General features: G+C 72.3%; 16 protein-coding genes and 1 tRNA gene. 11 read left to right on the top strand and 6 right to left on the bottom strand.

Annotation, left to right across the window (positions count from 1 at the left end):
* Positions 1 to 13: 13 nt before the first annotated feature.
* Both glmU and ACH4MY_RS20185 read right to left on the bottom strand, forming a co-directional pair.
* Positions 14 to 1,459, bottom strand: a complete 1,446-nt coding sequence (gene glmU, locus ACH4MY_RS20190) for a bifunctional UDP-N-acetylglucosamine diphosphorylase/glucosamine-1-phosphate N-acetyltransferase GlmU (RefSeq protein ID WP_398004867.1) — start codon at positions 1,457 to 1,459, stop codon at positions 14 to 16.
* 109 nt (positions 1,460 to 1,568) lie between these two features.
* Positions 1,569 to 1,640: transfer RNA gene (locus tag ACH4MY_RS20185), tRNA-Gln, on the bottom strand.
* A gap of 131 nt (positions 1,641 to 1,771) precedes the next feature.
* On the opposite strand from ACH4MY_RS20185, the gene ACH4MY_RS20180 reads away from it, so the two are divergent.
* Positions 1,772 to 3,097, top strand: coding sequence for a sensor histidine kinase (locus ACH4MY_RS20180; RefSeq protein ID WP_398004865.1), 1,326 nt, complete (start codon positions 1,772 to 1,774; stop codon positions 3,095 to 3,097).
* Positions 3,098 to 3,142: 45 nt separating this feature from the next.
* On the opposite strand, the gene ACH4MY_RS20175 is transcribed toward ACH4MY_RS20180, so the two are convergent.
* Together ACH4MY_RS20175 and ACH4MY_RS20170 are read right to left on the bottom strand one after the other, a co-directional pair.
* Positions 3,143 to 3,634: an SUKH-3 domain-containing protein gene (locus tag ACH4MY_RS20175; RefSeq protein WP_398004863.1), complete on the bottom strand. Its 492-nt coding sequence runs from the start codon at positions 3,632 to 3,634 to the stop codon at positions 3,143 to 3,145.
* A 10-nt stretch (positions 3,635 to 3,644) separates the two neighbouring features.
* Positions 3,645 to 4,160 (bottom strand): YwqJ-related putative deaminase, encoded by a 516-nt coding sequence (locus ACH4MY_RS20170; RefSeq protein ID WP_398004861.1) that lies wholly within the window; start codon positions 4,158 to 4,160, stop codon positions 3,645 to 3,647.
* Positions 4,161 to 4,427: 267 nt separating this feature from the next.
* Here ACH4MY_RS20170 and ACH4MY_RS20165 point away from each other — a divergent pair, with 267 nt between their 5' ends.
* The 4 genes from ACH4MY_RS20165 to ACH4MY_RS20150 all read left to right on the top strand — a co-directional run bounded on the left by ACH4MY_RS20165 (position 4,428) and on the right by ACH4MY_RS20150 (position 9,755).
* Complete coding sequence (locus tag ACH4MY_RS20165) at positions 4,428 to 5,426, top strand: SMI1/KNR4 family protein (protein WP_398004859.1); 999 nt, start codon at positions 4,428 to 4,430, stop codon at positions 5,424 to 5,426.
* A 7-nt stretch (positions 5,427 to 5,433) separates the two neighbouring features.
* Positions 5,434 to 8,136, top strand: a complete 2,703-nt coding sequence (locus tag ACH4MY_RS20160; protein ID WP_398004857.1) for an SUKH-4 family immunity protein — start codon at positions 5,434 to 5,436, stop codon at positions 8,134 to 8,136.
* Between the two features lie 140 nt (positions 8,137 to 8,276).
* A complete protein-coding gene (locus ACH4MY_RS20155) occupies positions 8,277 to 9,173 on the top strand; it encodes a cellulose-binding protein (protein ID WP_398004855.1) in 897 nt (298 codons plus the stop codon).
* A gap of 192 nt (positions 9,174 to 9,365) precedes the next feature.
* Positions 9,366 to 9,755, top strand: a complete 390-nt coding sequence (locus ACH4MY_RS20150; RefSeq protein WP_398004853.1) for a VOC family protein — start codon at positions 9,366 to 9,368, stop codon at positions 9,753 to 9,755.
* Here ACH4MY_RS20150 and ACH4MY_RS20145 read toward each other — a convergent pair.
* Positions 9,752 to 10,267 (bottom strand): ATP-binding protein, encoded by a 516-nt coding sequence (locus ACH4MY_RS20145; RefSeq protein ID WP_398004851.1) that lies wholly within the window; start codon positions 10,265 to 10,267, stop codon positions 9,752 to 9,754. The two genes, ACH4MY_RS20150 and ACH4MY_RS20145, sit on opposite strands and share 4 nt — an antisense overlap.
* 103 nt (positions 10,268 to 10,370) lie before the next feature.
* On the opposite strand from ACH4MY_RS20145, the gene ACH4MY_RS20140 reads away from it, so the two are divergent.
* The 3 genes from ACH4MY_RS20140 to ACH4MY_RS20130 are packed head-to-tail and all read left to right on the top strand — an operon-like array spanning position 10,371 to position 12,060.
* Positions 10,371 to 11,240 carry a helix-turn-helix domain-containing protein gene (locus ACH4MY_RS20140; protein WP_398004849.1) on the top strand — a complete coding sequence of 290 codons (870 nt, stop codon included), beginning with the start codon at positions 10,371 to 10,373 and terminating at the stop codon, positions 11,238 to 11,240.
* Positions 11,237 to 11,425 (top strand): DUF397 domain-containing protein, encoded by a 189-nt coding sequence (locus ACH4MY_RS20135; protein WP_398004847.1) that lies wholly within the window; start codon positions 11,237 to 11,239, stop codon positions 11,423 to 11,425. Before ACH4MY_RS20140 ends, ACH4MY_RS20135 begins: the two co-directional genes overlap by 4 nt.
* A gap of 44 nt (positions 11,426 to 11,469) precedes the next feature.
* Positions 11,470 to 12,060, top strand: coding sequence for a GNAT family N-acetyltransferase (locus tag ACH4MY_RS20130; RefSeq protein WP_398004845.1), 591 nt, complete (start codon positions 11,470 to 11,472; stop codon positions 12,058 to 12,060).
* Between the two features lie 8 nt (positions 12,061 to 12,068).
* Here the strand turns inward: ACH4MY_RS20130 and ACH4MY_RS20125 are convergent, their stop codons facing one another.
* On the bottom strand, positions 12,069 to 13,544 hold the full coding sequence (locus ACH4MY_RS20125) for an MFS transporter (RefSeq protein ID WP_398005301.1): 1,476 nt from the start codon (positions 13,542 to 13,544) through the stop codon (positions 12,069 to 12,071).
* Positions 13,545 to 13,858: 314 nt separating this feature from the next.
* On the opposite strand from ACH4MY_RS20125, the gene ACH4MY_RS20120 reads away from it, so the two are divergent.
* The 3 genes from ACH4MY_RS20120 to mfd all read left to right on the top strand — a co-directional run bounded on the left by ACH4MY_RS20120 (position 13,859) and on the right by mfd (position 21,029).
* Complete coding sequence (locus ACH4MY_RS20120) at positions 13,859 to 14,647, top strand: ABC transporter ATP-binding protein (protein ID WP_398004843.1); 789 nt, start codon at positions 13,859 to 13,861, stop codon at positions 14,645 to 14,647.
* Positions 14,644 to 17,217 carry an ABC transporter permease gene (locus tag ACH4MY_RS20115; RefSeq protein WP_398004841.1) on the top strand — a complete coding sequence of 858 codons (2,574 nt, stop codon included), beginning with the start codon at positions 14,644 to 14,646 and terminating at the stop codon, positions 17,215 to 17,217. The genes ACH4MY_RS20120 and ACH4MY_RS20115 overlap by 4 nt, the downstream gene beginning before the upstream one ends.
* A 272-nt stretch (positions 17,218 to 17,489) precedes the next feature.
* Entirely contained in the window at positions 17,490 to 21,029 is a 3,540-nt protein-coding gene (gene mfd, locus ACH4MY_RS20110; RefSeq protein ID WP_398004839.1) for a transcription-repair coupling factor, read from the top strand.
* Positions 21,030 to 21,052 lie beyond the last annotated feature (23 nt).

Genomic DNA, 21,052 nt, shown 5'->3' with positions numbered 1-21,052 from the left:
TACCCGTTTCCGGTCAGCTTTCGCCGGCGGACTCCCCAGCGGCGGCCTGAGCGGCCTGCGCGGCGGCGCTGCCGGGACGCTTCCGGGCCACCCAACCCTCGATATTCCGCTGCTGGCCCCGGGCGACGGCGAGCGAACCCGCCGGCACGTCCTTGGTGATCACGGACCCGGCGGCGGTGTACGCACCGTCCCCGATCGTGATGGGAGCCACAAACATGTTGTCCGAACCGGTCCGGCAGTGGGAGCCGATCGTGGTGTGGTGCTTCGCCTCGCCGTCGTAGTTCACGAAGACGCTCGCCGCGCCGATGTTCGTGTACTCGCCGATCGTCGCGTCACCGACGTACGACAGATGGGGGACCTTGGTGCCCTCGCCGACCGTCGCGTTCTTCATCTCGACGTACGTGCCGGCCTTGGACCGCGCGCCCAGGTTCGTGCCCGGACGGAGGTACGCGAACGGCCCCACGGAGGCGCTGTCGCCGATCACGGCGGAGTCGGCGACGGTGTTGTCCACCCGGGCGCCCCTGCCGACGCGGGTGTCCTTCAGGCGGGTGTTCGGCCCGACCTCGGCGTCCTCGGAGATGTGCGTCGCACCGAGCAGCTGCGTTCCCGGCAGGATCACGGCGTCCGGCTCGAAGGTCACCGTCACGTCCACGAACACCGACGCCGGGTCGACCACGGTCACACCGGCGAGCATCGCCCGCTCGATCAGCCGCACGTTCAGCAGGGCGCGGGCCTCGGCGAGCTGCACGCGGTTGTTGATGCCGAGGATCTCGCGGTGGTCGGCCGCGACGGAGGCGCCGACCCGGTGTCCCGCCTCGCGCAGGATCGACAGCACGTCGGTGAGGTACTCCTCGCCCTGGCTGTTGTCCGTCCGCACCTTGCCCAGGGCGTCCGCGAGCAGCTGCCCGTCGAACGCGAACACACCGGAGTTGATCTCGCGGATGGCGCGCTGCGCGTCGGAGGCGTCCTTGTGCTCGACGATCTCGGTCACGGCGCCGGAGCCGTCCCGCACGATCCGCCCGTACCCCGTGGAGTCCGGGACCTCGGCGCTCAGCACGGTGACGGCGTTGCCGTCGGCGGCGTGGGTGTCGGCCAGGGCCCGCAGGGTCTCGCCCGACAGCAGCGGGGTGTCGCCGCAGACGACCACGACGGTCCCCTCGGGCGCCCGCCCGAGCTCCTCCAGCGCCATCCGCACCGCGTGTCCGGTGCCGTTCTGCTCCTCCTGGACGGCGGTACGGGTCCCGGCGTAGTGCTCCTCCAGGTGCCCCCGGACCTGCTCACGGGCGTGCCCGACGACCACGACGAGGTGCTCGGGCTCCAACTCCCGTGCGGCGGACACGACATGCCCGACGAGGGACCGGCCGGCGATCTCGTGCAGGACCTTGGGGGTCTTCGACTTCATGCGGGTGCCCTCACCCGCTGCGAGGACGACGACGGCTGCCGGGCGATTGGCGCTCACGGGATTGCCCTTCGGCTTTGGGTGGTGGACGCACGAAGGATACCGGGGGGCAGGGTGGCGGACATGAGTGCGGGTCCTGACCGTGACGGTCAGGACCCGAGTGAAGAAGCTCCCCCGCCAGGACTCGAACCCGGACATAAGGCACCAAAAGCCTCAGTGCTGCCAATTACACCACAGGGGATGGCGTACAGGGTTGAAACGGACATCAGGTCGGTCCCGTTCCCCGGCGGCCTCCACTATGCCGTACCAGGCACCTTCCGTGCGACGGTATAGCCCCGCACTCGCCCGGGGCTCGCCCGTAGGGTGGTGGGTATGACCACAACGGGGGCGGACCGGGACGCGGTGAGCGTTCCTGCGGGGAGCTGGTGGTGGTGGGGGAGACGGCGGAGCGTCGTTCTTGACGTGGGGCTCGCCCTGCTGTCCGCGGTCGAGTGCGGACTCGAAGGGGTCGGGTTCGCCGAGCAGGCCTCGCTGCCCGTTCCCCTGGGAGTGCTGTTCGGGCTGGTCGTCGGCTCCGTGCTGCTCGTACGGCGACGCTGGCCCATCTGTGTCGTGCTCGTCTCGATCGCCGTGGCGCCCGCCGAGATGGGCTTCCTCATGGGGATCGTCGGGCTCTACTCGCTCGCCGCCTCCGAGGTGCCGCGGCGGATCACCGCCCTGCTGGCCGGGATGTCGACGGTGGCCGTGTTCGTCGTGACCGTGGTGCGGCTGCGCCAGGACGTCGCGCAGGCCGACGTCGATCAGCAGGACTTCGATCCCAGTGGCTGGTACGTGCCGGTCGTCGGGTTGTTCATGACCCTCGGGCTCAACGCGCCGCCGCTGCTCTTCGGCCTCTACATAGGGGCACGCCGCCGGCTCATGGAGAGTCTGCGGGAGCGGGCCGACAGTCTGGAGCAGGAACTGTCGCTGCTCGCCGACCGGGCGGAGCAGCGGGCGCAGTGGGCGCGGCAGGAGGAGCGGACGCGGATCGCGCGCGAGATGCACGACGTCGTGGCGCACCGGGTGTCGTTGATGGTGGTGCACGCGGCGGCGCTGCAGGCGGTGGCGTTGAAGGATCCGCAGAAGGCGGTGCGGAACGCCGCTCTGGTGGGGGACATGGGGCGGCAGGCGCTGACCGAGCTGCGCGAGATGCTGGGGGTGCTGAGGGAGGGGTCCGCTCCGGTGGGCCCCGCCCCGGTGCCGTTGGCCGCCGTGGGGCGGGCCGCCGCGGCCGCCGCCGAGGCCGCCGCGGAGGACGGGCCCTGTCTGGACGCGCTGGAGGCCCTGTGCGAGCAGTCGCGGCTCGCGGGGGCGGTCGTGGAGCTCGTGGTGACGGGGGAGGCGCGCGCGTATCCGCCGGAGGTGGAGCGGACGGCGTACCGGGTGGTGCAGGAGGCGCTGACGAACGTCCACAAGCACGCGGCGGGTGCCGAGGTCGTGGTGCGGCTGGCGCACCGGGGTGCCGAGGTCGCGATGCAGGTGGAGAACGGTCCGTGTCCTTCGGACGCGGGGGCCGCCGATGTGGGTCTGCCGAGCGGTGGGAACGGGCTCGTGGGGATGCGGGAGCGGGTGCTGCGCCTCGGAGGTGTGTTCGTGTCTGGGGCGACCGACGCCGGTGGGTTCAAGGTGTCGGCCGTGCTTCCCGCGACGGCGGACTGAGCGGGCCGTCCCGCGCCGCTGCCCCCGGTCATCGGGGGGTGACGGTCACCCCGCCGTCAGGCGGGGCGGCTGGGCGCCCGTGATCAGGGTCGAGAGCGCCGCGTCGATGTCCTTGCCGAGGTACCAGTCGCCGGCGTGGTCGAGGCTGTAGACGCGCCCTTCGACGTCCATGGCGAGGATCGCCTGGTGGTCGCCCTCCTCGCCGAGCGGCGCGAGTTCGGTCTCCAGCGCGCGGCCGAGGTCCGCGAGGGTGCGCGAGAGGTGGAGTCCGGCGAGCGGGTCGAAGCGTACGGCCGCGGGCGCTATCTGGCGTCCGTGACCGGGCGCGGTGATCCGCAGGCCGCCGAATTCGGCCCAAGCCTCGACGGCGGCGGGGAAGACGCTGTGCCGGTGTCCCGCGGGGGAGATGTGGGCGCGCAGGGTGTCGGCCCATTCTTCGGCGAGCTTGATGTCCCAGCGGCCGGGCTGCCAGCCGGCCTCGCGGAGGGCGGCGTCGACGTTGACCGGGAAGCGCGTCGTGCTCAGGTGGTCGGGCATGGGAGTGCGGTCAGCCGTTCTCGACAGGCGTGGTGGGGTCGACGGTGCGGACGCCGAAGTGGGCGAGCATCGCCGTACAGGAGCGGCAGGGTGCGGCGTAGCTGCCGTGCAGGGGGTCGCCGTCCTCGCGGATGCGTCGGGCGGTGAGCTTGGCGTGCTTGAGGGAGCGGCGGGCCTCGCCGGGGGTGAGTGGTTTGCGCTGGGCTCGTCTGGAGCGTCCGTTCTCGGTGGCGGTGAGGTGCCGGGAGAGCAGGATCGCCTCTGGGCAGCGGCCGGTGAAGCGTTCGCGCTGGCCGCTGGTGAGGGTGTCCAGGAAGTCCTGGACGAGGGCGTGCAGGGCCGGCGGGCGGTCGCCGCGGCCCGCGGTGCACGTGAGGGTCGTCTCGCCGCGTACGGAGAGGGCGGCTCCGACGGTGGGGAGGATGCCGTCACGGCGCTGACGCAGTAAGGGTGCGCGCGTGGCTTCGGCGCTGCTGCTCCAGTTGAGGCGTGGGTCACCCTGTGTGGGCGTAGGTGCTGCGTGCATGGTGCGTTTCTTCCCCTCCTGCAATCCCCCGAGTTGCGTGGACAGCCTGCCAAATAGGGAGCCATATGGGGAAGCTGGGGCGCGTAAACGTGGCTTCGGTGTGTCGGAATCATGGTGCACCTGTCATGGCGTCGTGACACTTGGTCACCGTCGGATCGGGCCGGTTCGGGCTCTTGTGGCAGCGCATAGGCTGTGCGGCATCAGTCAGGAGCAGCCAGCGGCTGCGGGTAGTAGCAGTCAGCGACGCCAGTGCAGGGGGCAACCGCCATGACGACAGGTCGGCTCGGGCAGGACACCGCGCCACCGAACGCGGCCTATGCCGGGCAGGTCGTGCACTTCCCGGACCCGGTCCGTGCTTCCCGTCACCCGAGAGGGGTGCGGGTGGACGAGTACGGCCACCCGGACTTCTCGCCGTACGCGCGCGCGGCGGCGGAGATCGCCGACCCGCCGGAGGGTTTCGGTGTCGACGAGCTGAGGCTCACGGACTACGTGTCGGCGAACGCGGCGATCGCGGCGACCGGTCATGAGCTGTGGGACACGATTCCGTCGGTGGCGACGCCGCACGGCTGGACCTGGCACCACGTGGCGCGCAGTCGCCGGATGGAGCTGGTGCCGGTCGAGGTGAAGGCCCTGCTGCGTCATCACGGCGGGGTGGCGACGGCTGCCGTGGACCACACGAAGCGGGGTACGCGCCCCTTGCAGGAGACCCGGCCGGTGCACTTCGGGCTGCCGAAGGGGCTGGTGTCGGTGTCGGAGCAGCAGCTTCTGGGGGTCGAGGAGGATCTCGGCTACCGGCTTCCGGGGGCGTACCGCTCGTTCCTGAAGGCGGCGGGCGGCTGCGCTCCGGCGGGTGCGGCGCTCGACGCGGAGCTGGGGCTCCTGGTCGACCAGCCGTTCTTCACGGTGCGGGAGGAGGCGGGTGTCAACGACCTCGTCTATGTCAACAAGTGTCTCCGTGACCACCTGACCAAGGACTATCTGGGCGTCGCGTTCGTCCAGGGCGGTCTGATCGCGCTGAAGGTGCGGGGTGAGGGGGTCGGTTCGGTGTGGTTCTGCGCGTACGACGACGCCCGGGACTCCGGCGAGGTGGCGGCCGGCTGGTCGGTGGGTGAGCGGGTGGAGCGCCTGCTGCTGCCCTGTGGTGCGGACTTCGACGCGTTTCTGCAGCGTCTGGCGGGCAATCCGCCGGAGCTGGAGACGGTGGCGAACCTGATGGTGGACGGTGGCTTCGCGCGTGCGGTGCCCGTGGTCCCGGTGGGGGAGTGAGTGGGCTGTGGTGACGTTCGCGCAGGCGCAGGAGCGCGCCGAGGAATGGATCAACGGTGAGCTTCCGTCGTATCAGCACCGTGAGGTGCGGGTGCGGGAGTTCGAGCTGGGGTTCGTGGTGTGGGCGGAGGACCGCGAGGGCGGTCCGACGTCGGACGGCGGGCGTCAGCGGCTCGTGATCGCCCGGGACAGCGGTGAGGCGACGCTGTGGCCGGGGCTGCCGGTGGGCGAGGTGATCCGCCGGTACGAGGAGGAGTACGGGACCGCCGAGGACGTTCCGGCGCAGGCGGCCGTTCCGGCGGCCCGGATCGATCTGAACCAGACGTCGTTCCTGTTGAGTCCGCCGGAGTGGTTGCAGGACGCGGCGGACAAGATCGGGCTGCCGAAGCAGCCGAACGTGTCGCAGGAGAGCGTGGGTTCGTCGGCTCCGGTGGACGATGTGTCGGAGCCGGTGGCGGTGGCGGAGGCGGGGTCTTCGGCCTCGGTCGCCTCGTCGGCGTCCTCCGCGTCCTCGGCCTCGTCTTCGCTGTCGTCCTTGTCCGTGTCCTCCGCCGCGTCGGAGGGTGCGGGGGTCTCCGTGGTGCCGGGCGGTGTCGCGTACGAGCCGACGGCGATGGACGGGGTCCCGGCGGAGACGCCTGCGGCTGCCGTGCCTCCTGCGGCTGCCGTGCCTCCTGTGACGCCTGTGGCGCCTGCCCCGGTCGCGCCGCCGGCTCCGCCCGCGCCGACGCCCGTGCCCGTGCCCACGCCCGTGCCGGCCGCCGCGCCCGTGGCCCCGGCCTCCGCGACGCCTCCGCCCGCGCCCAGCCCGTGGGCCGACGCCAACGCGAGTTCCGGCGGCGCGGACGGGGCGGTGCCGCTGCCCGCGACCGTGTTCGCGCCGGCGCTGTCCGGGGCGGACGACGAGGACACCCCGCCGCCGCAGGTGGGTGCCGACGCGCCGACCGCTCTGATGAAGGGGGGCAGCGCGCTGCCCCCGACCGCCGTGTCGCCGCGGCTCGATCCGGCCGCGTCGGCGCCGGGCGGAGTCCAGGCGGCTCCGTCCGCCCCTCCGGCCCCCGTGCCCCCGCAGGCCGGTCCCGCGGCTCCGGCCGGTCCGGTCGGTCCCGGTGTGCCGCCGCCTCCGCCGCCCGCGCCCTCCGCGCCGGGCGGGGCGAGGGACATCGCGGACGCCGCGACCAGCAAGGCCGCGCTGTCGCCGAAGGGCGGGCGCGGTCCGGGGACCCCGCCTCCGCCGCCGGGAGCCCCGGGTGTTCCGGGTGCGCCGAGTGCGCCGGGTGTTCCGAGTGCGCCCGGTGTTCCGGGTGGCTCCTCGGGCGCCGGGGCGTACATCCCCACGCAACTGGTGTCGCAGCTGGGGCCCGAGGGCCCTCAGCCGCCCGCCCGGCCGGGTCCTCCCGGTCCGCCGCCCGCTCCGGCCCCGCCCGGTCCGCCGACGCCGCCGCAGCCGGTGCACCACGCCGCGACGATGCTGGCCCACCCGGGCCAGGGCGGTCCGGGCGCGCCTCCGCCGCCCCCGCCGCCGCCGGGCGTGCCCGGCGGGTCCTCGGGCGGCATGGAGCACGCCGCGACGATGCTGGCCCACCCGGGTCCGGCCGGTCCGGCGGCTCCGCGGCCTCCGGGGCCGCCGGCTCCGCCGCCGCCGGTGCACGGTGGGCACGTACCGCCGCCCGCGCCGGGTCCGGTGCCGGGTCAGGGTCCCGTACCCCCCGCGTACGGGTATCCGCAGCCGGCGGGTCAGCCGACGGTCGGTCCCGGGTACCAGGCGGTGCTGCGCTATCGCGCGCCCGACGGTTCCGAGGCGCAGATCATCCGGCGTTCGGCGCCGGGCACCCCGCATCCGGAGTGGCAGATCCTGCACGAGCTGCGCGCGATGAACGTGCCGCCGCAGCAGGTGCTCGAACTGCACACGGAGCTGGAGTCCTGTGAGCTGCCGGGCGGTTACTGCGCGCGGATGATCCGGGAGACCTGGCCGCAGGCGCGGATCACCAGCATCGCCCCGTACGGCCGTGATCACACGGGCCGTCAGCAGGGCATGCGGCAGCTTCTCACCCACCAGGGTGAGTTGCATCAGGTCGCGGACGGTCCCGCGCGGCCCGCCCCGGTGCGGGCGCCGCTGCCGCAGGTGCAGCCGGCGCCGCCGGTTCCGCCGGAGGCGATCGCGCAGGAGCTGGCCGGGGCGTTCGGTCCTGGCGTGCTCCGATTCGACCAGCGCGCGGTGTCCCGGCAGGGTGTGCCCGAGCTGGTGGCGCGGACGCTGGTGTGGGCGGGTCTGCCGGCGGACTTCGGGCCGTTCTTCTGGGCGCAGCCCGCGGTGCCCGTGGTGCCGACGCTGGCCGAACTGGCGGCGCAGAGGCAGGTGCAGGCGGCGCCGGACGCGAGCTCGTACCTGGTGCTCGGTTCGGACTTCGGCCGGGCGATCTGTGTGCAGTACGGCACGGCGCACATCGTGGCGGTTCCGGTGGAGGCCGGTCCGGGCGGGCAGTCGGTGCCGCCGCAGTTCGTGAACACCGGGCTGCCGGAGTTCACGCGTGCGATGGCGCTGCTCGGGCGGATGTGGCGGCTGCGGTTCGGGCTGAACCCGGAGCAGGCGGGCCGCTGGACGGTCGATTTCCAGGCGCAGTTGGCGATGCTGGACCCGGCGGCGCTGTCGTCGCCGGAGAACTGGTGGTCGGTGCTCCTGGAGCAGATGTGGGACGGCCTGCTGTAGGGGGAGTGGCTGGGGTTTCCCGCTGACGCCCCTGGACAGAATGTGATGAAAGGCGCTCGACGTGTATGCACGTTGGGCGCCTTTTGTCCGTTCTGATGAAGCATCCTGGACGTTCGGGTCACAGGGAAGGGGCGCCAGGAATGAGTTTCGCTGTAGGACGGGGGCGCGGGTACCGGCCCGAGCAGGTCGACCGCCTCCTGGCCGCGCTGTCCGGGGACCGTGACGGTGCCTGGGAGCGGGCGGCGCGGCTCACCGTCCTCGTGAAGGAGATGGAGGCCGAGGCCCTCCGGCTGCGGGAGGCCGTCGAGGCCCTCGCACCGCAGCGGTACGAGTCCCTCGGCGACCGGGCGCGGAAGATCCTGGAACTGGCCGAGCTGGAGGACGAGACGCTCGTACGGTCCGCCGAGGCCGAGGCGCAGTCCCTCGCGGAGGCCGCCGAGGCGGCGGGCCGGGAGGCGGCGGAGTCGGCGCGGGCGTACGCGGACGGCGTCCGGGCGGCGGCCGACGCGGCCGCCCGCACGACGCTGGAGACGGCGCGGGGGCGGGCCGAGGAGCTGACGACGGAGGCGGGCCGCGAGGCCGAGGAGCGCAGGACCGGGGCGCGGGAGGTCTTCGAGGAGACCGAACGGCGCGCGGCGGAGCTCCTGGCGAAGCAGAGCGCGAAGCAGTCGGCGGTACGGGACGAGGCGGAGCGTGCGGCGGAGGGCCGGGCGGCGGAGCTCGACGCCCGGCACGCGGAGCTGACCGGCGCCGCGGAATCGAAGCTCGGGGAGGCCCGGCGGTCGCTCGCGAAGACCGAGGAAGAGGCCCGGCACGGCCAGGAGAACGCGGAGGCCCGTGCGGCGGAACTGCTCGCGGAGGCCAGGATGAAGGCGGAGCGGGCCGAGCGGGAGACGGAGCGGGTGCTGCGGGAGCACGAGGAGGCGCGGGACGAGATCCACGCGCACATGGACCACATCCGCAACTCGCTGGCGGCGCTGACGGGGCGGGTGGGCACGCCGGACCCGGAGGCGGGGCCCGGGGACGCGGACGCGTAGGGCGCGGGGGCCGGGCGCCGGGGGCGACAGCCCGGGCGCCCCCTCGCGTACCCCGGACGTTGACCTTCCGCCCCGGCTCTCGGCCCCTCGGCCCCCGGCCCTCAGCTCTCGGCTCGGCCTCCGGCCCCCGGGCGTCGGTCGGCCCCTCGTGAAGTTCGGTTGTGGCGGGCGGGCGTTTCTAGACTCGGTGGCATGATCATGAAGCTGACGGCGGTCAATCTCGACTGCGCCGATCCCCTGGCCCTCGCCGACTTCTACCGACGGGCCACCGGACTTCCGCTCCACGAGCGCTCGGACGGGGAGTTCGCGGGGCTCGGTGGTGGTGAGGACGGGCCGCTCATGGGGTTCCAGCGGGTCGACGGCTACCGGCCGCCGTCCTGGCCCGGCCAGGACGTGCCGCAGCAGCTGCACCTCGACTTCGACGTCGACGATCTGGACGAGGCGGTGGCCCGGCTCGTGGAGTGGGGTGCCACCGTGCCGGAACCCCAACCCCGGCCCGAACTGTGGCGGGTGGTCCTCGACCCGGCGGGGCACCCGTTCTGCCTCTCACCCAGGAAGCGGCGGGGCGGCATCGCGTTCTAGCCCGTCCGAGGCCCGTCGGGCCGGGCGGTGAGGGCGGTGAGGGCGCACTCCGCCCACACCGTCTTTCCCGGCGCACCGACCCTCGGGCACCAGCCCCAGCGGTCGGCGAGCCCTTCGACGAGCAGCAGCCCCCGGCCCCCGTCCGCGAGTTCCGGACCGGGGCCGGGGAGTTCTCCGGGCCGTGGCGGTACGCGCTCCGCCCGCGTGTCGCTCACCTCGATCCGCGCGAGCCCGTCGGTGACGCGCAGGGAGAGGCGGAAGTCCCGTCCCGGCACGTGCCCGTGCCGTACGGCGTTCGTCGCCAGCTCGGCGGCGACCAGGACGACGGTCTCGTGCGCCCCGGTCCCGTACGGGACGCCCCACTCGTCCAGCCGGACGGCGACGAGGCGGCGGGCGAGCCGTGCGCCCCGGGCGGTCGAGGTGAACCGCAGGGCGAAGATCCTGCCGGTCAAGTAAGGCGAGACACCCGAGAGTTGGGTGGTGTCCGTGGGGCTGTCGATGTCACTCGTCATGCCCACCAAGCTCCTCTTGGTGGCGTAGCGTGACCAGTGGTGACGCACCGACGTGATCACCTTGTACGTGCCGTGTCGGTGCAGGTACGAGAGGTGGGGCGCGGTGGCGGAGGAGCAGGCGGGCGGGGCGTCGGAGGCGGGAGCGGAGGCGGACGGTGGCCGGGCGGCGGACAAGTCCGGGCAGGGCGTCGTGGCGGCGTTCGGGAAGAGTCTGAAGACGCTGCGCACGCGGGCGGGGATGGAGCGGGAGGAGTTCGGGAAGCGAGTGGGCTACTCGGCCTCCACCATCGCCTCGTTCGAGCAGGGCCGGAGGATTCCGCCACCGCGTGCCATCGACCGGTCGGACGAAGTGCTGGACGCGGGCGGGCTGCTGACGGTGTGGAAGGAACAGTTGGAGAACGCGCAGTACCCGGCGTTCTTCCAGGGGATGGCGCAGCTGGAGAAGCGGGCGATAGAGCTGCTGATGTACGACACGATGGTGGTCAACGGTCTGCTCCAGACGGAGGAGTACATGCGTGCCCTCCTGGCCATGCGACGCCCACCGCTGGATCAGGAGACGATCGAACAGCGAGTGACGGCCCGACTCGCGCGACAGGACATCTTCGACCGGCGTCCCGCTCCTTTGCTGAGCTTCGTCATGGATGAGTCGGTGCTGCGCCATCGGTACGGCGGCAATGGTGTCCTCCGCGGCCAGCTGGAGCACCTGCTGCTGATCGGGCAGCGACGGAACGTCGAGATCCAGGTGATGCCGACCGACTGCGAGGACAACGCGGGTGTGAACGGACCGTTCACGGTCGTCACGCGGAAGGAAGGCAAGAAGTTCCTCTACGTCGAGGCGCAGAACACCAGCTCGCTGGCAACCGACCCCGAACAGACGGTTCTTGCTTCCGCCCGCTATGGGATCATCCGGTCGCAGGCTCTCACCCCGCGAGAGTCGCTTGAGTTCATCGAGAAGTTGCTGGGAGAGCTATGAACAACACGGATTCCCTCGCCTGGTTCAAGAGCAGCTACAGCGGAACCGAGGGTGGCCAGTGCATCGAGGTCGCGGCCGGCGCGGGAGCCGTCCACGTCCGTGACTCCAAGGACGTGGCCCGTCCGGCCCTCCGGGTCTCGCGGGACGCGTGGGCCGGGTTCGTCGGGCTCGCCTCGGCGGGGTAGTACAGCAGGCTTCTGTACGCGAGGGGTTGTGGCACGATGCCGCGATGATCTCCTCCTCGCCCGTACCGCCGCCCGTCGTTCCCGCCGGTCGTCTCGCCGGGATGGAGCAGCCCGTGCTCGGGCTGCCCGGCGGGTGGGAGCTGAGGCCCTGGGAGCCCGGTGACGCCGACGCGTTGGTGGCGGCGGGCCGGGACCCGGCGATCCGTCATTGGAACCGTCTCCTGGTGGAGTCCCCCGAGGCGGCGCTTCAGAGGATCGAGCGCATGCGCGGGCGGTGGCGGGACGAGCTCAGTGCGATCTGGGCCGTCGCCCGGCCGGGCGGTGCGGCGGCGGGGCTGATCGGCTGGGGCGACATCGATCTCGCCGGGGGCACGGCCGAGATCTTCTACTGGCTGCTGCCCTCCGCGCGGGGCGGGGGCGTCGCGGTCGAGGCGACCGGGCGGGTCAGCCGGTGGGCGTTCGACGATCTGGGCCTGCATCGCCTGCGGCTGTGTCACTCGGTGGCCAACACGGCCTCCTGCCGGGTGGCGGAGAAGGCGGGATTCTCCCTCGAAGGCACCATGCGCAGTGCGCTGCTGCATGCCGACGGGTGGCACGACGAGCATCTGCACGCCCTGGTGCGGGGCGACATCTGAGCGGCGCGTCAGGCGTGCGCCTCTTCGTTCCGGTCGTCGCCCGTCACTTCCTTCAGGACCGGGAAGCGGCGCGGTGCGAGGAAGAGGAGGACCAGGAGGGCGAGGGCGGCGGCGCCCGCCGCGCCGAGGTAGACGTAGTCCACGGCCGCGTCGACCGCCCGACGCAGGTGGTCCGTGGCCTCGGCCGTCAGGGAGGCGGGGTCGTCGAGGGCGCGGGCCAGGGTGTCCAGGTCGCCGCTGCCGCCGAGGCGGGCGGCGAGGACACCGTTGGCCACGGCGCCGAACACCGCCGCGCCGACGCTCTGGCCGACCTGACGGCAGAACAGGACGGACGCGGTGGTCGTGCCCCGTTCCTCGTAGGGGACGGTCGACTGCACGCCGACGATCAGCGGGAGTTGGAAGAGGCCGAGCGCCGCGCCGAGCAGCAGCATGAGGAGGGCGGGCTGCCAGGGTTCCCCGGGGAACGGCAGGAACGGGAAGGCCAGGAGGACGGCCAGCGCGAGTGAGATGCCGATGACGGCGGTGAGGCGGAAGCCGATCCGGCCGTAGACCCGGTTCGAGAACGCGGCGCTGATGGGCCAGCTCAGGGTCATCACCGAGAGCACGAACCCGGCGGCGATCGGCCCGAGGCCCAGGACGGACTGGGCGTACGTGGGCAGGAACACGGTCGGCGCGACCATGAGCAGGCCGAGCGCGCCGAGGGCGAGGTTGACGGCGGATATCGTGCGGCGGCGCCAGACCCAGCCGGGGATGATCGGCTCCGCCGCGCGCCGTTCGACGAGCACCGTCACCGCGCCGAGCACGGCCGCCCCGGCCAGGAGGCCGAGGGACGGGGCGGACAGCCAGGGCCAGGCGACGCCGCCCTGGACGAGCGCGGTCAGGAGCAGGGCCCCGGTGGCGAAGATCGCGAGGGCGCCGGCCCAGTCGATCCGCAGGGGCTGTCCGGGCGGGCGGGGCGCCACCCGCTCCGGTTCATTCAGGTGACGGACGATCAGCCAGAGGGCGACCAGACCCACCGGCAGGTTGATGAGGAAGATCCAGCGCCAGTCGGCGTACCCGGCGAGGAGGCCGCCGGCGGCCGGGCCCGCGACGGAGGAGGCGGCCCACACGGAGGAGAGCTTCGCCTGGATCTTGGGGCGTTCCCTCAGCGGGTACAGGTCGGCGGCGATCGTCTGGATCGTGCCCTGGAGGGCGCCGCCGCCGAGGCCCTGGACGACGCGGAAGGCGATGAGGGAGGCCATGTTCCAGGCCGCCGCGCAGAGCAGGGAGCCGATGAGGAAGAGGACGACTCCGGCGACGAGGACGGGCTTGCGGCCGAAGGTGTCGCTGAGCTTCCCGTAGACCGGCAGGGTGACGGTGACGGCGAGCAGATAGCCGGAGAACAGCCAGGAGAAGACGGCGAGCCCGCCGAGGTCGCCGACGATCTGGGGGACGGCGGTGGAGACGATCGTGCCGTCGATGGCGGCGAGACCCATGCCGAGCATGAGTGCGGCGACGACCGGGCCGCGGCGTGCGGGTGGGGCGGCCGGTCCCGTGGTCGCGACTCCCTTCACGTACGGCTCCGTCACCGCGTAACTCCATTCTTCGTACACCTAAATGTGTCGGCTCAGGGTCCCACTCGGACCACGGGTGGAGGAACCCCTAGGGGCATCTCCCCCATACGGGCCAGGGGCCGTTCGTCCCGGCGGAGGAGGAGAAGAGCCGATCCGGCTTCTTAACTTGAACTTACAAACCGGCTCCACCACGCACCGCGACACCACCCGGTGCGCCACCCGCTTACTGCTCCGAGGAGAAGACCGTGACCACGGCTGTGACCATCCCCAGGCACGGGGGTACTGGAGGGCGTACGGCCGTCGCCGCGCGGGCGCGTCAGGTCGTCAAGGCGTACGGCTCCGGGGAGACCCGGGTCGTCGCGCTGGACTCCGTCGACGTCGACATCGCCCGCGGACAGTTCACCGCGATCATGGGACCCTCGGGTTCCGGCAAGTCGACCCTGATGCACTGCCTCGCCGGACTCGACACCGTCACCAGCGGCGAGATCTTCCTCGACGAGACCGAGATCACCCGGCTCAAGGACAAGAAGCTCACGCAGCTGCGCCGGGACCGGATCGGCTTCATCTTCCAGGCCTTCAACCTGCTGCCCACCCTGAGCGCGATCGAGAACATCACGCTCCCCATGGACATCGCCGGCCGCAAGCCGGACACCGAGTGGCTGCGCCGGGTCGTCGACACCGTCGGCCTCTCCGAGCGGCTCAAGCACCGCCCGAACGAGCTCTCCGGCGGCCAGCAGCAGCGTGTGGCCGTGGCCCGCGCGCTCGCCGCCCGGCCCGAGATCATCTTCGGGGACGAGCCGACCGGAAACCTGGACTCGCGGGCCGGCGCCGAGGTCCTCGGCTTCCTCCGCACCTCGGTCGACGAGCTGGGCCAGACGATCGTCATGGTCACCCACGACCCGGTCGCCGCCTCCTACGCGGACCGGGTCCTCTACCTCGCCGACGGGCGGATCGTGGACGAGATGCTCCGGCCCACCGCCGACGCCGTCCTCGACCGCATGAAGGACTTCGACGCGCGCGGGCGGACGTCATGAGTGTCCTGAAGACCTCGCTGCGCAACTTCTTCGCGCACAAGGGGCGGATGGCGCTCTCCGCCGTCGCCGTCCTGCTCTCCGTCGCCTTCGTCAGCGGCACCCTGGTGTTCACCGACACCATGAACACGACGTTCGACAAGCTCTTCGCCTCGACCGCCTCCGACGTCACCGTCAGCCCCAAGGGTGCTGCGGTCGAGGACGGGACCCCGCAGTCCGGCCGCCCCGAGTCCTTCCCCGCCTCGCTCGTCGAGAAGGTCCGGAAGACCGAGGGCGTCCAGGCCGCGCAGGGCGCGGTCATCTCGACCAGCGTCACCGTCGTCGACGCGAAGAACAAGAACGTCGGCCCCACCAGCGGCGCCCCGACGATCGCCGTCAACTGGAGCACCAACGAGCTGCGTTCGGTGGACATCGCCTCCGGCCACGAGCCGCGCGGCCCCACCGAGGTGATCGTCGACGGCGCCACCGCCGAGAAGCACGGACTGAAGCTCGGCGACGAGCTGCGGACGGTCTCCGTCACCGGTGACTTCACCGCGAAGATCTCCGGCATCGTCGAGTTCAAGGTCACCAACCCCGGCGCCACCATCGTCTACTTCGACACCGCCACCGCGCAGCGTGAACTCCTCGGCAAGGAGGGCCTGTTCACACAGGTCACGGCCGACGCCAAGGGCGGCGTCAGCGACGACACCCTGAAGCGGAACATCGCCGCCTCCATCGGCGACGGCTACAAGCTGCAGACCGCCGCCGAGGCCGCCGACGCGGGCCGCGAGGACGTCGCCGGCTTCCTCGACGTCATGAAGTACGCGATGCTCGGCTTCGCCTTCATCGCCTTCCTCGTCGGCATCTTCCTCGTCGTCAACACCTTCTCCATGCTGGTCGCCCAGCGCACCCGCGAGATCGGCCTCATGCGGGCCATCGGCTCCAGCCGCAAGCAGGTCAACCGCTCCGTCCTCGTCGAGGCGCTGCTCCTCGGCCTCTTCGGCTCGGTCGCCGGAGTCGCAGCCGGCGTCGGCCTCGCCGTCGGACTCATGAAGCTCATGTCCGCGGTGGGCATGGAACTCTCCACCCGCGACCTCACCGTCGCGTGGACGACCCCGGTCGTCGGACTCACCCTCGGCATCGTCGTCACCGTCCTCGCCGCCTACATCCCGGCCCGCCGCGCCGGGAAGGTCTCCCCGATGGCCGCCCTCCGCGACGCGGGCACCCCCGCCGACGGCAGGGCCGGCCGGGTGCGCGGCGGAATCGGTCTCGCCCTCACCGCCGCCGGAGCGGCCGCGCTGGTGGCGGCCTCCCGTGCCGCGGAGGCCGGTCCCGGCTCCCTCTGGCTCGGACTCGGCGTCGTCCTCACCCTCCTCGGCTTCGTCGTCATCGGCCCGCTCCTCGCCGGCGGAGTCGTCCGCGCCCTGGGCGTCGTCGTCCTGCGGATCTTCGGCCCGGTCGGCCGGATGGCCGAGCGGAACGCGCTCCGCAATCCGCGCCGCACCGGCGCCACCGCCGCCGCCCTGATGATCGGCCTCGCGCTCGTCGCCTGTCTGTCGGTGGTCGGTTCCTCGATGGTCGCCTCGGCCACCGACGAGCTCGACCGGTCCGTCGGCGCCGACTTCATCGTGCAGTCCGGCACCGGGCAGCCGGTCGTGCCGCAGGCCCAGGCCGCCCTGGAGAAGGCCCCCGGGATCGACCACGTCAGCGAGTACAAGTGGGTCGACGCCACCGTCACCGACCCGCGCGGGAAGACCACGAAGGCCGACCTGGCCGCCACCGACCCGTCGTACATGAAGGACCTGCGCCGCGAGACGACCGCCGGCACCCTCGCCGACGCCTACGGCAAGGGCGCGATGTCCGTCGGCAGCGACTACGCCACCGAGCACGGCGTGAAGCTCGGCGACGTCCTGACCCTCGCCTTCAAGGGCGGCGAGAAGGCGAAGCTGAAGGTCGTGGCGATCACCGCCGACACCGGGCAGGTCGACAAGGGGGCGATGTACATCAACGTCACCACCCTCGCCGAGTACGTGCCCGCCGAGCGGATGCCGCAGAGCCTGCTCCTCCTCGCCAGCGCGAAGGACGGCCAGGAGACCCAGGCCTACCAGGCCCTCAAGGACGCGCTCGCGCCGTACCCGCAGTACAAGGTGAGCAACCAGGCCGACTACAAGGAGGAGCTGAAGGACCAGGTCGGACAGCTGCTCAACATCGTGTACGGGCTCCTCGCCCTGGCCATCGTCGTCGCGATCCTCGGCGTCGTGAACACCCTGGCGCTGTCGGTGGTCGAGCGGACCCGGGAGATCGGCCTCATGCGGGCCATCGGCCTCTCCCGCCGCCAGCTGCGCCGCATGATCCGACTGGAGTCGGTGGTCATCGCGCTCTTCGGCGCCCTGCTCGGCCTCGGTCTGGGCATGGGCTGGGGCACGGCGGCCCAGAAGCTGCTCGCCCTGGAGGGTCTCGGGGTCCTGGAGATCCCCTGGCCGACGATCCTGACCGTCTTCGTCGGCTCGGCCTTCGTGGGCCTGTTCGCGGCCCTGGTGCCGGCGTTCCGGGCGGGCCGGATGAACGTCCTGAACGCGATCGCGAGCGAGTAGCGGTCACGGGACGGAACGGGGGAGTACGGCCCCGGTGGACCCTGCCAGGTCCACCGGGGCCGTACGGCTGCCCGGGTCCGGTTCCGGGGCCGGCGCGGACCGCGTGCCGGCCGGGTCACTCCCGAGTGGCACCTTTCCTTCGGGCGCGTGACAGTGGCACGTCGTAGGCTGGGGCGCACCGGGCCGTACGCGTCCGGGACCACCCCGGCCCGTGACACGTGTCGGGCTGTTCGCGTTGCCCGCCCCCGTCACCCACCGGGATGGAAAGCTTCATGAGCCTGCACGGTCTGCTCGACGCCGTCGTCAAGGACGCCGCACTCGCCGAGGCGGTGAAGGCCGCCGCCGACGGCAACCGCCCGCACGTGGACCTGGTCGGCCCTGCGGCCGCACGGCCCTTCGCCGTCGCCGCGCTCGCCCGGGACTCGGGGCGGCCGGTGCTCGCGGTGACCGCGACCGGGAGGGAGGCCGAGGACCTCGCCGCCGCGCTGCGCACGCTGCTCGACCCGGACACCGTCGCCGAGTACCCCTCCTGGGAGACCCTGCCGCACGAGCGGCTCTCCCCCCGCTCCGACACCGTCGGCCGGCGGCTCGCCGTACTGCGCCGCCTGGCCCACCCCAGGGACGACGACCCGGCGGCCGGCCCCGTCAGCGTCGTCGTCGCGCCCATCCGCTCCGTGCTCCAGCCGCAGGTCAAGGGCCTCGGCGACCTGGAGCCGGTGGCACTGCGGTCCGGCGGGACCGCCGACCTGAACGAGATCGTGGAGGGCCTGGCGGCCGCCGCGTACTCGCGCGTCGAGCTGGTCGAGAAGCGCGGCGAGTTCGCCGTGCGCGGCGGCATCCTGGACGTCTTCCCGCCCACCGAGGAGCACCCGCTCCGGATCGAGTTCTGGGGCGACGACGTCGAGGAGATCCGCTACTTCAAGGTCGCCGACCAGCGGTCCCTGGAAGTGGCCGAGCACGGACTGTGGGCGCCGCCCTGCCGTGAGCTGCTGCTCACCGACGAGGTGCGGGAGCGGGCCGCGGCACTGGCCGAGGCCCACCCCGAGCTGGGCGAACTCCTGAACAAGATCGCGGAGGGGATCGCGGTCGAGGGCATGGAGTCCCTCGCGCCGGTCCTCGTCGACGACATGGAACTCCTGATCGACGTGCTGCCGAAGGGCGCGATGGCGGTGGTCTGCGACCCGGAGCGGGTGCGGACCCGGGCCGCGGACCTGGTGGCCACCTCGCAGGAGTTCCTCCAGGCCTCCTGGGCGGCCACCGCCGGCGGCGGCGAGGCGCCGATCGACGTCGGCGCGGCCTCGCTGTGGGGGATCGCGGACGTACGGGACCGGGCGCGCGAGCTGGACATGGCCTGGTGGTCGGTGTCGCCGTTCGCGGCGGACGCGACGGCCGACGACTCCGGCGCGGACACCCTCATCCTCGGGATGCGCGCCCCCGAGTCGTACCGCGGCGACACCGCACGCGCGCTCGCCGACACCAAGGGCTGGCTGGCCGACGGCTGGCGCACGGTCTATGTGACGGAGGCCCACGGCCCCGCCACCCGTACCGTCGAGGTCCTCGGCGGCGAGGGCATCGCCGCCCGGCTCGACGCGGACCTGACGGAGATCGCCCCGGCCGTCGTCCACGTCGCCTGCGGCTCCATCGACTACGGCTTCGTCGACACGGCACTCAAGCTCGCCGTGCTCACCGAGACCGACCTGTCCGGCCAGAAGGCGGCCGGCAAGGACGGCCAGCGGATGCCGGCCAAGCGCCGCAAGACGATCGACCCGCTGACCCTGGAGGTCGGCGACTACATCGTCCACGAGCAGCACGGTGTCGGCCGGTACGTGGAGATGGTCCAGCGGACCGTGCAGGGCGCGACCCGCGAGTACCTCCTCGTCGAGTACGCCCCCGCCAAGCGCGGCCAGCCCGGCGACCGGCTGTACATCCCGACCGACCAGCTGGAGCAGGTCACCAAGTACGTGGGCGGCGAGGCGCCGACCCTGCACCGGCTCGGCGGCGCGGACTGGACGAAGACGAAGGCGCGCGCCAAGAAGGCCGTCAAGGAGATCGCCGCCGACCTCATCAAGCTGTACTCGGCGCGGATGGCGGCCCCCGGCCACGCCTTCGGCTCCGACACCCCGTGGCAGCGCGAGCTGGAGGACGCCTTCCCGTACGCGGAGACGCCCGACCAGCTGTCCACCATCGCCGAGGTGAAGGAGGACATGGAGAAGACGGTTCCCATGGACCGTCTGATCTGCGGCGACGTCGGCTACGGCAAGACGGAGATCGCGGTACGGGCGGCGTTCAAGGCGGTCCAGGACGGCAAGCAGGTCGCGGTCCTCGTCCCGACGACGCTGCTCGTGCAGCAGCACTTCGGCACGTTCAGCGAGCGGTACTCCCAGTTCCCGGTGAAGGTGCGGGCACTGTCGCGCTTCCAGACGGACACCGAGGCGAAGGCGACCCTGGAGGGGATGCGGGAGGGCTCGGTCGACGTCGTCATCGGCACCCACCGCCTCTTCGCCTCCGAGACCAAGTTCAAGGACCTCGGCCTGGTCATCGTCGACGAGGAGCAGCGCTTCGGCGTCGAGCACAAGGAGCAGCTGAAGAAGCTCCGCGCCAACGTCGACGTCCTCACCATGTCGGCCACGCCCATCCCCCGTACGCTCGAAATGGCGGTGACGGGCATCCGCGAGATGTCCACGATCACCACCCCGCCGGAGGAACGGCACCCCGTCCTCACCTTCGTCGGCCCGTACGAGGAGAAGCAGATCGGCGCCGCGATCCGGCGTGAACTCCTGCGCGAGGGACAGGTCTTCTACATCCACAACCGGGTCGACTCCATCGACCGGGCGGCGGCGCGGCTGCGCGAGATCGTGCCGGAGGCGCGGATCGCGACGGCGCACGGCCAGATGAGCGAGACCGCCCTGGAGCAGGTCGTCGTCGACTTCTGGGAGAAGAAGTTCGACGTCCTCGTCTCCACGACGATCGTCGAGTCCGGCATCGACATCTCCAACGCCAACACCCTGATCGTGGAGCGCGGCGACAACTTCGGCCTCTCGCAGCTCCACCAGCTGCGCGGTCGCGTCGGCCGTGGCCGGGAGCGGGGCTACGCGTACTTCCTGTACCCGCCGGAGAAGCCGCTCACCGAGACCGCGCACGAGCGGCTCGCGACGATCGCCCAGCACACCGAGATGGGCGCCGGCATGTACGTGGCGATGAAGGACCTGGAGATCCGCGGCGCGGGCAACCTGCTCGGCGGCGAACAGTCCGGCCACATCGCGGGCGTCGGCTTCGACCTGTACGTACGGATGGTCGGCGAGGCGGTCGCGGACTACCGGGCGCAGATGGAGGGCGGGGTGGAGGAGGAGGCCCCGCTGGAGGTCAAGATCGAGCTCCCGGTCGACGCCCACATGCCCCACGACTACGCCCCCGGCGAGCGGCTCCGCCTCCAGGCCTACCGCTCGATCGCCTCGGCGAACTCGGAGGAGGACATCAGGGCGGTCCGCGAGGAGCTCACCGACCGCTACGGCAAGCTGCCGGAGCCGGTCGAGAACCTCCTGCTGGTGGCGGGCCTGCGGATGCTGGCCCGCGCGTGCGGCGTCGGCGAGATCGTCCTCCAGGGCAGCAACATCCGCTTCGCCCCGGTGGAGTTGCGCGAGTCCCAGGAACTGCGGCTGAAGCGGCTCCACCCGCGGACCGTCATCAAGCCGGCGGTCCACCAGATCCTGGTGCCGCGCCCGACGGCGGGCAAGATCGGCGGAAAGCCGGTGGTCGGCCGCGAACTGCTGGCGTGGACGGGCGAGTTCCTGACGACGATCCTCGGGTCGTAGGCCGCGCGGGTCGGGGTGCGCGG

It is taken from the genome of Streptomyces sp. NPDC017246, from assembly GCF_044331325.1.
Lineage (GTDB): Bacteria > Actinomycetota > Actinomycetes > Streptomycetales > Streptomycetaceae > Streptomyces.
The sequence above is the reverse complement of the archived record's forward strand: the minus strand, read 5'-3'. Positions and strand labels throughout refer to the sequence as shown.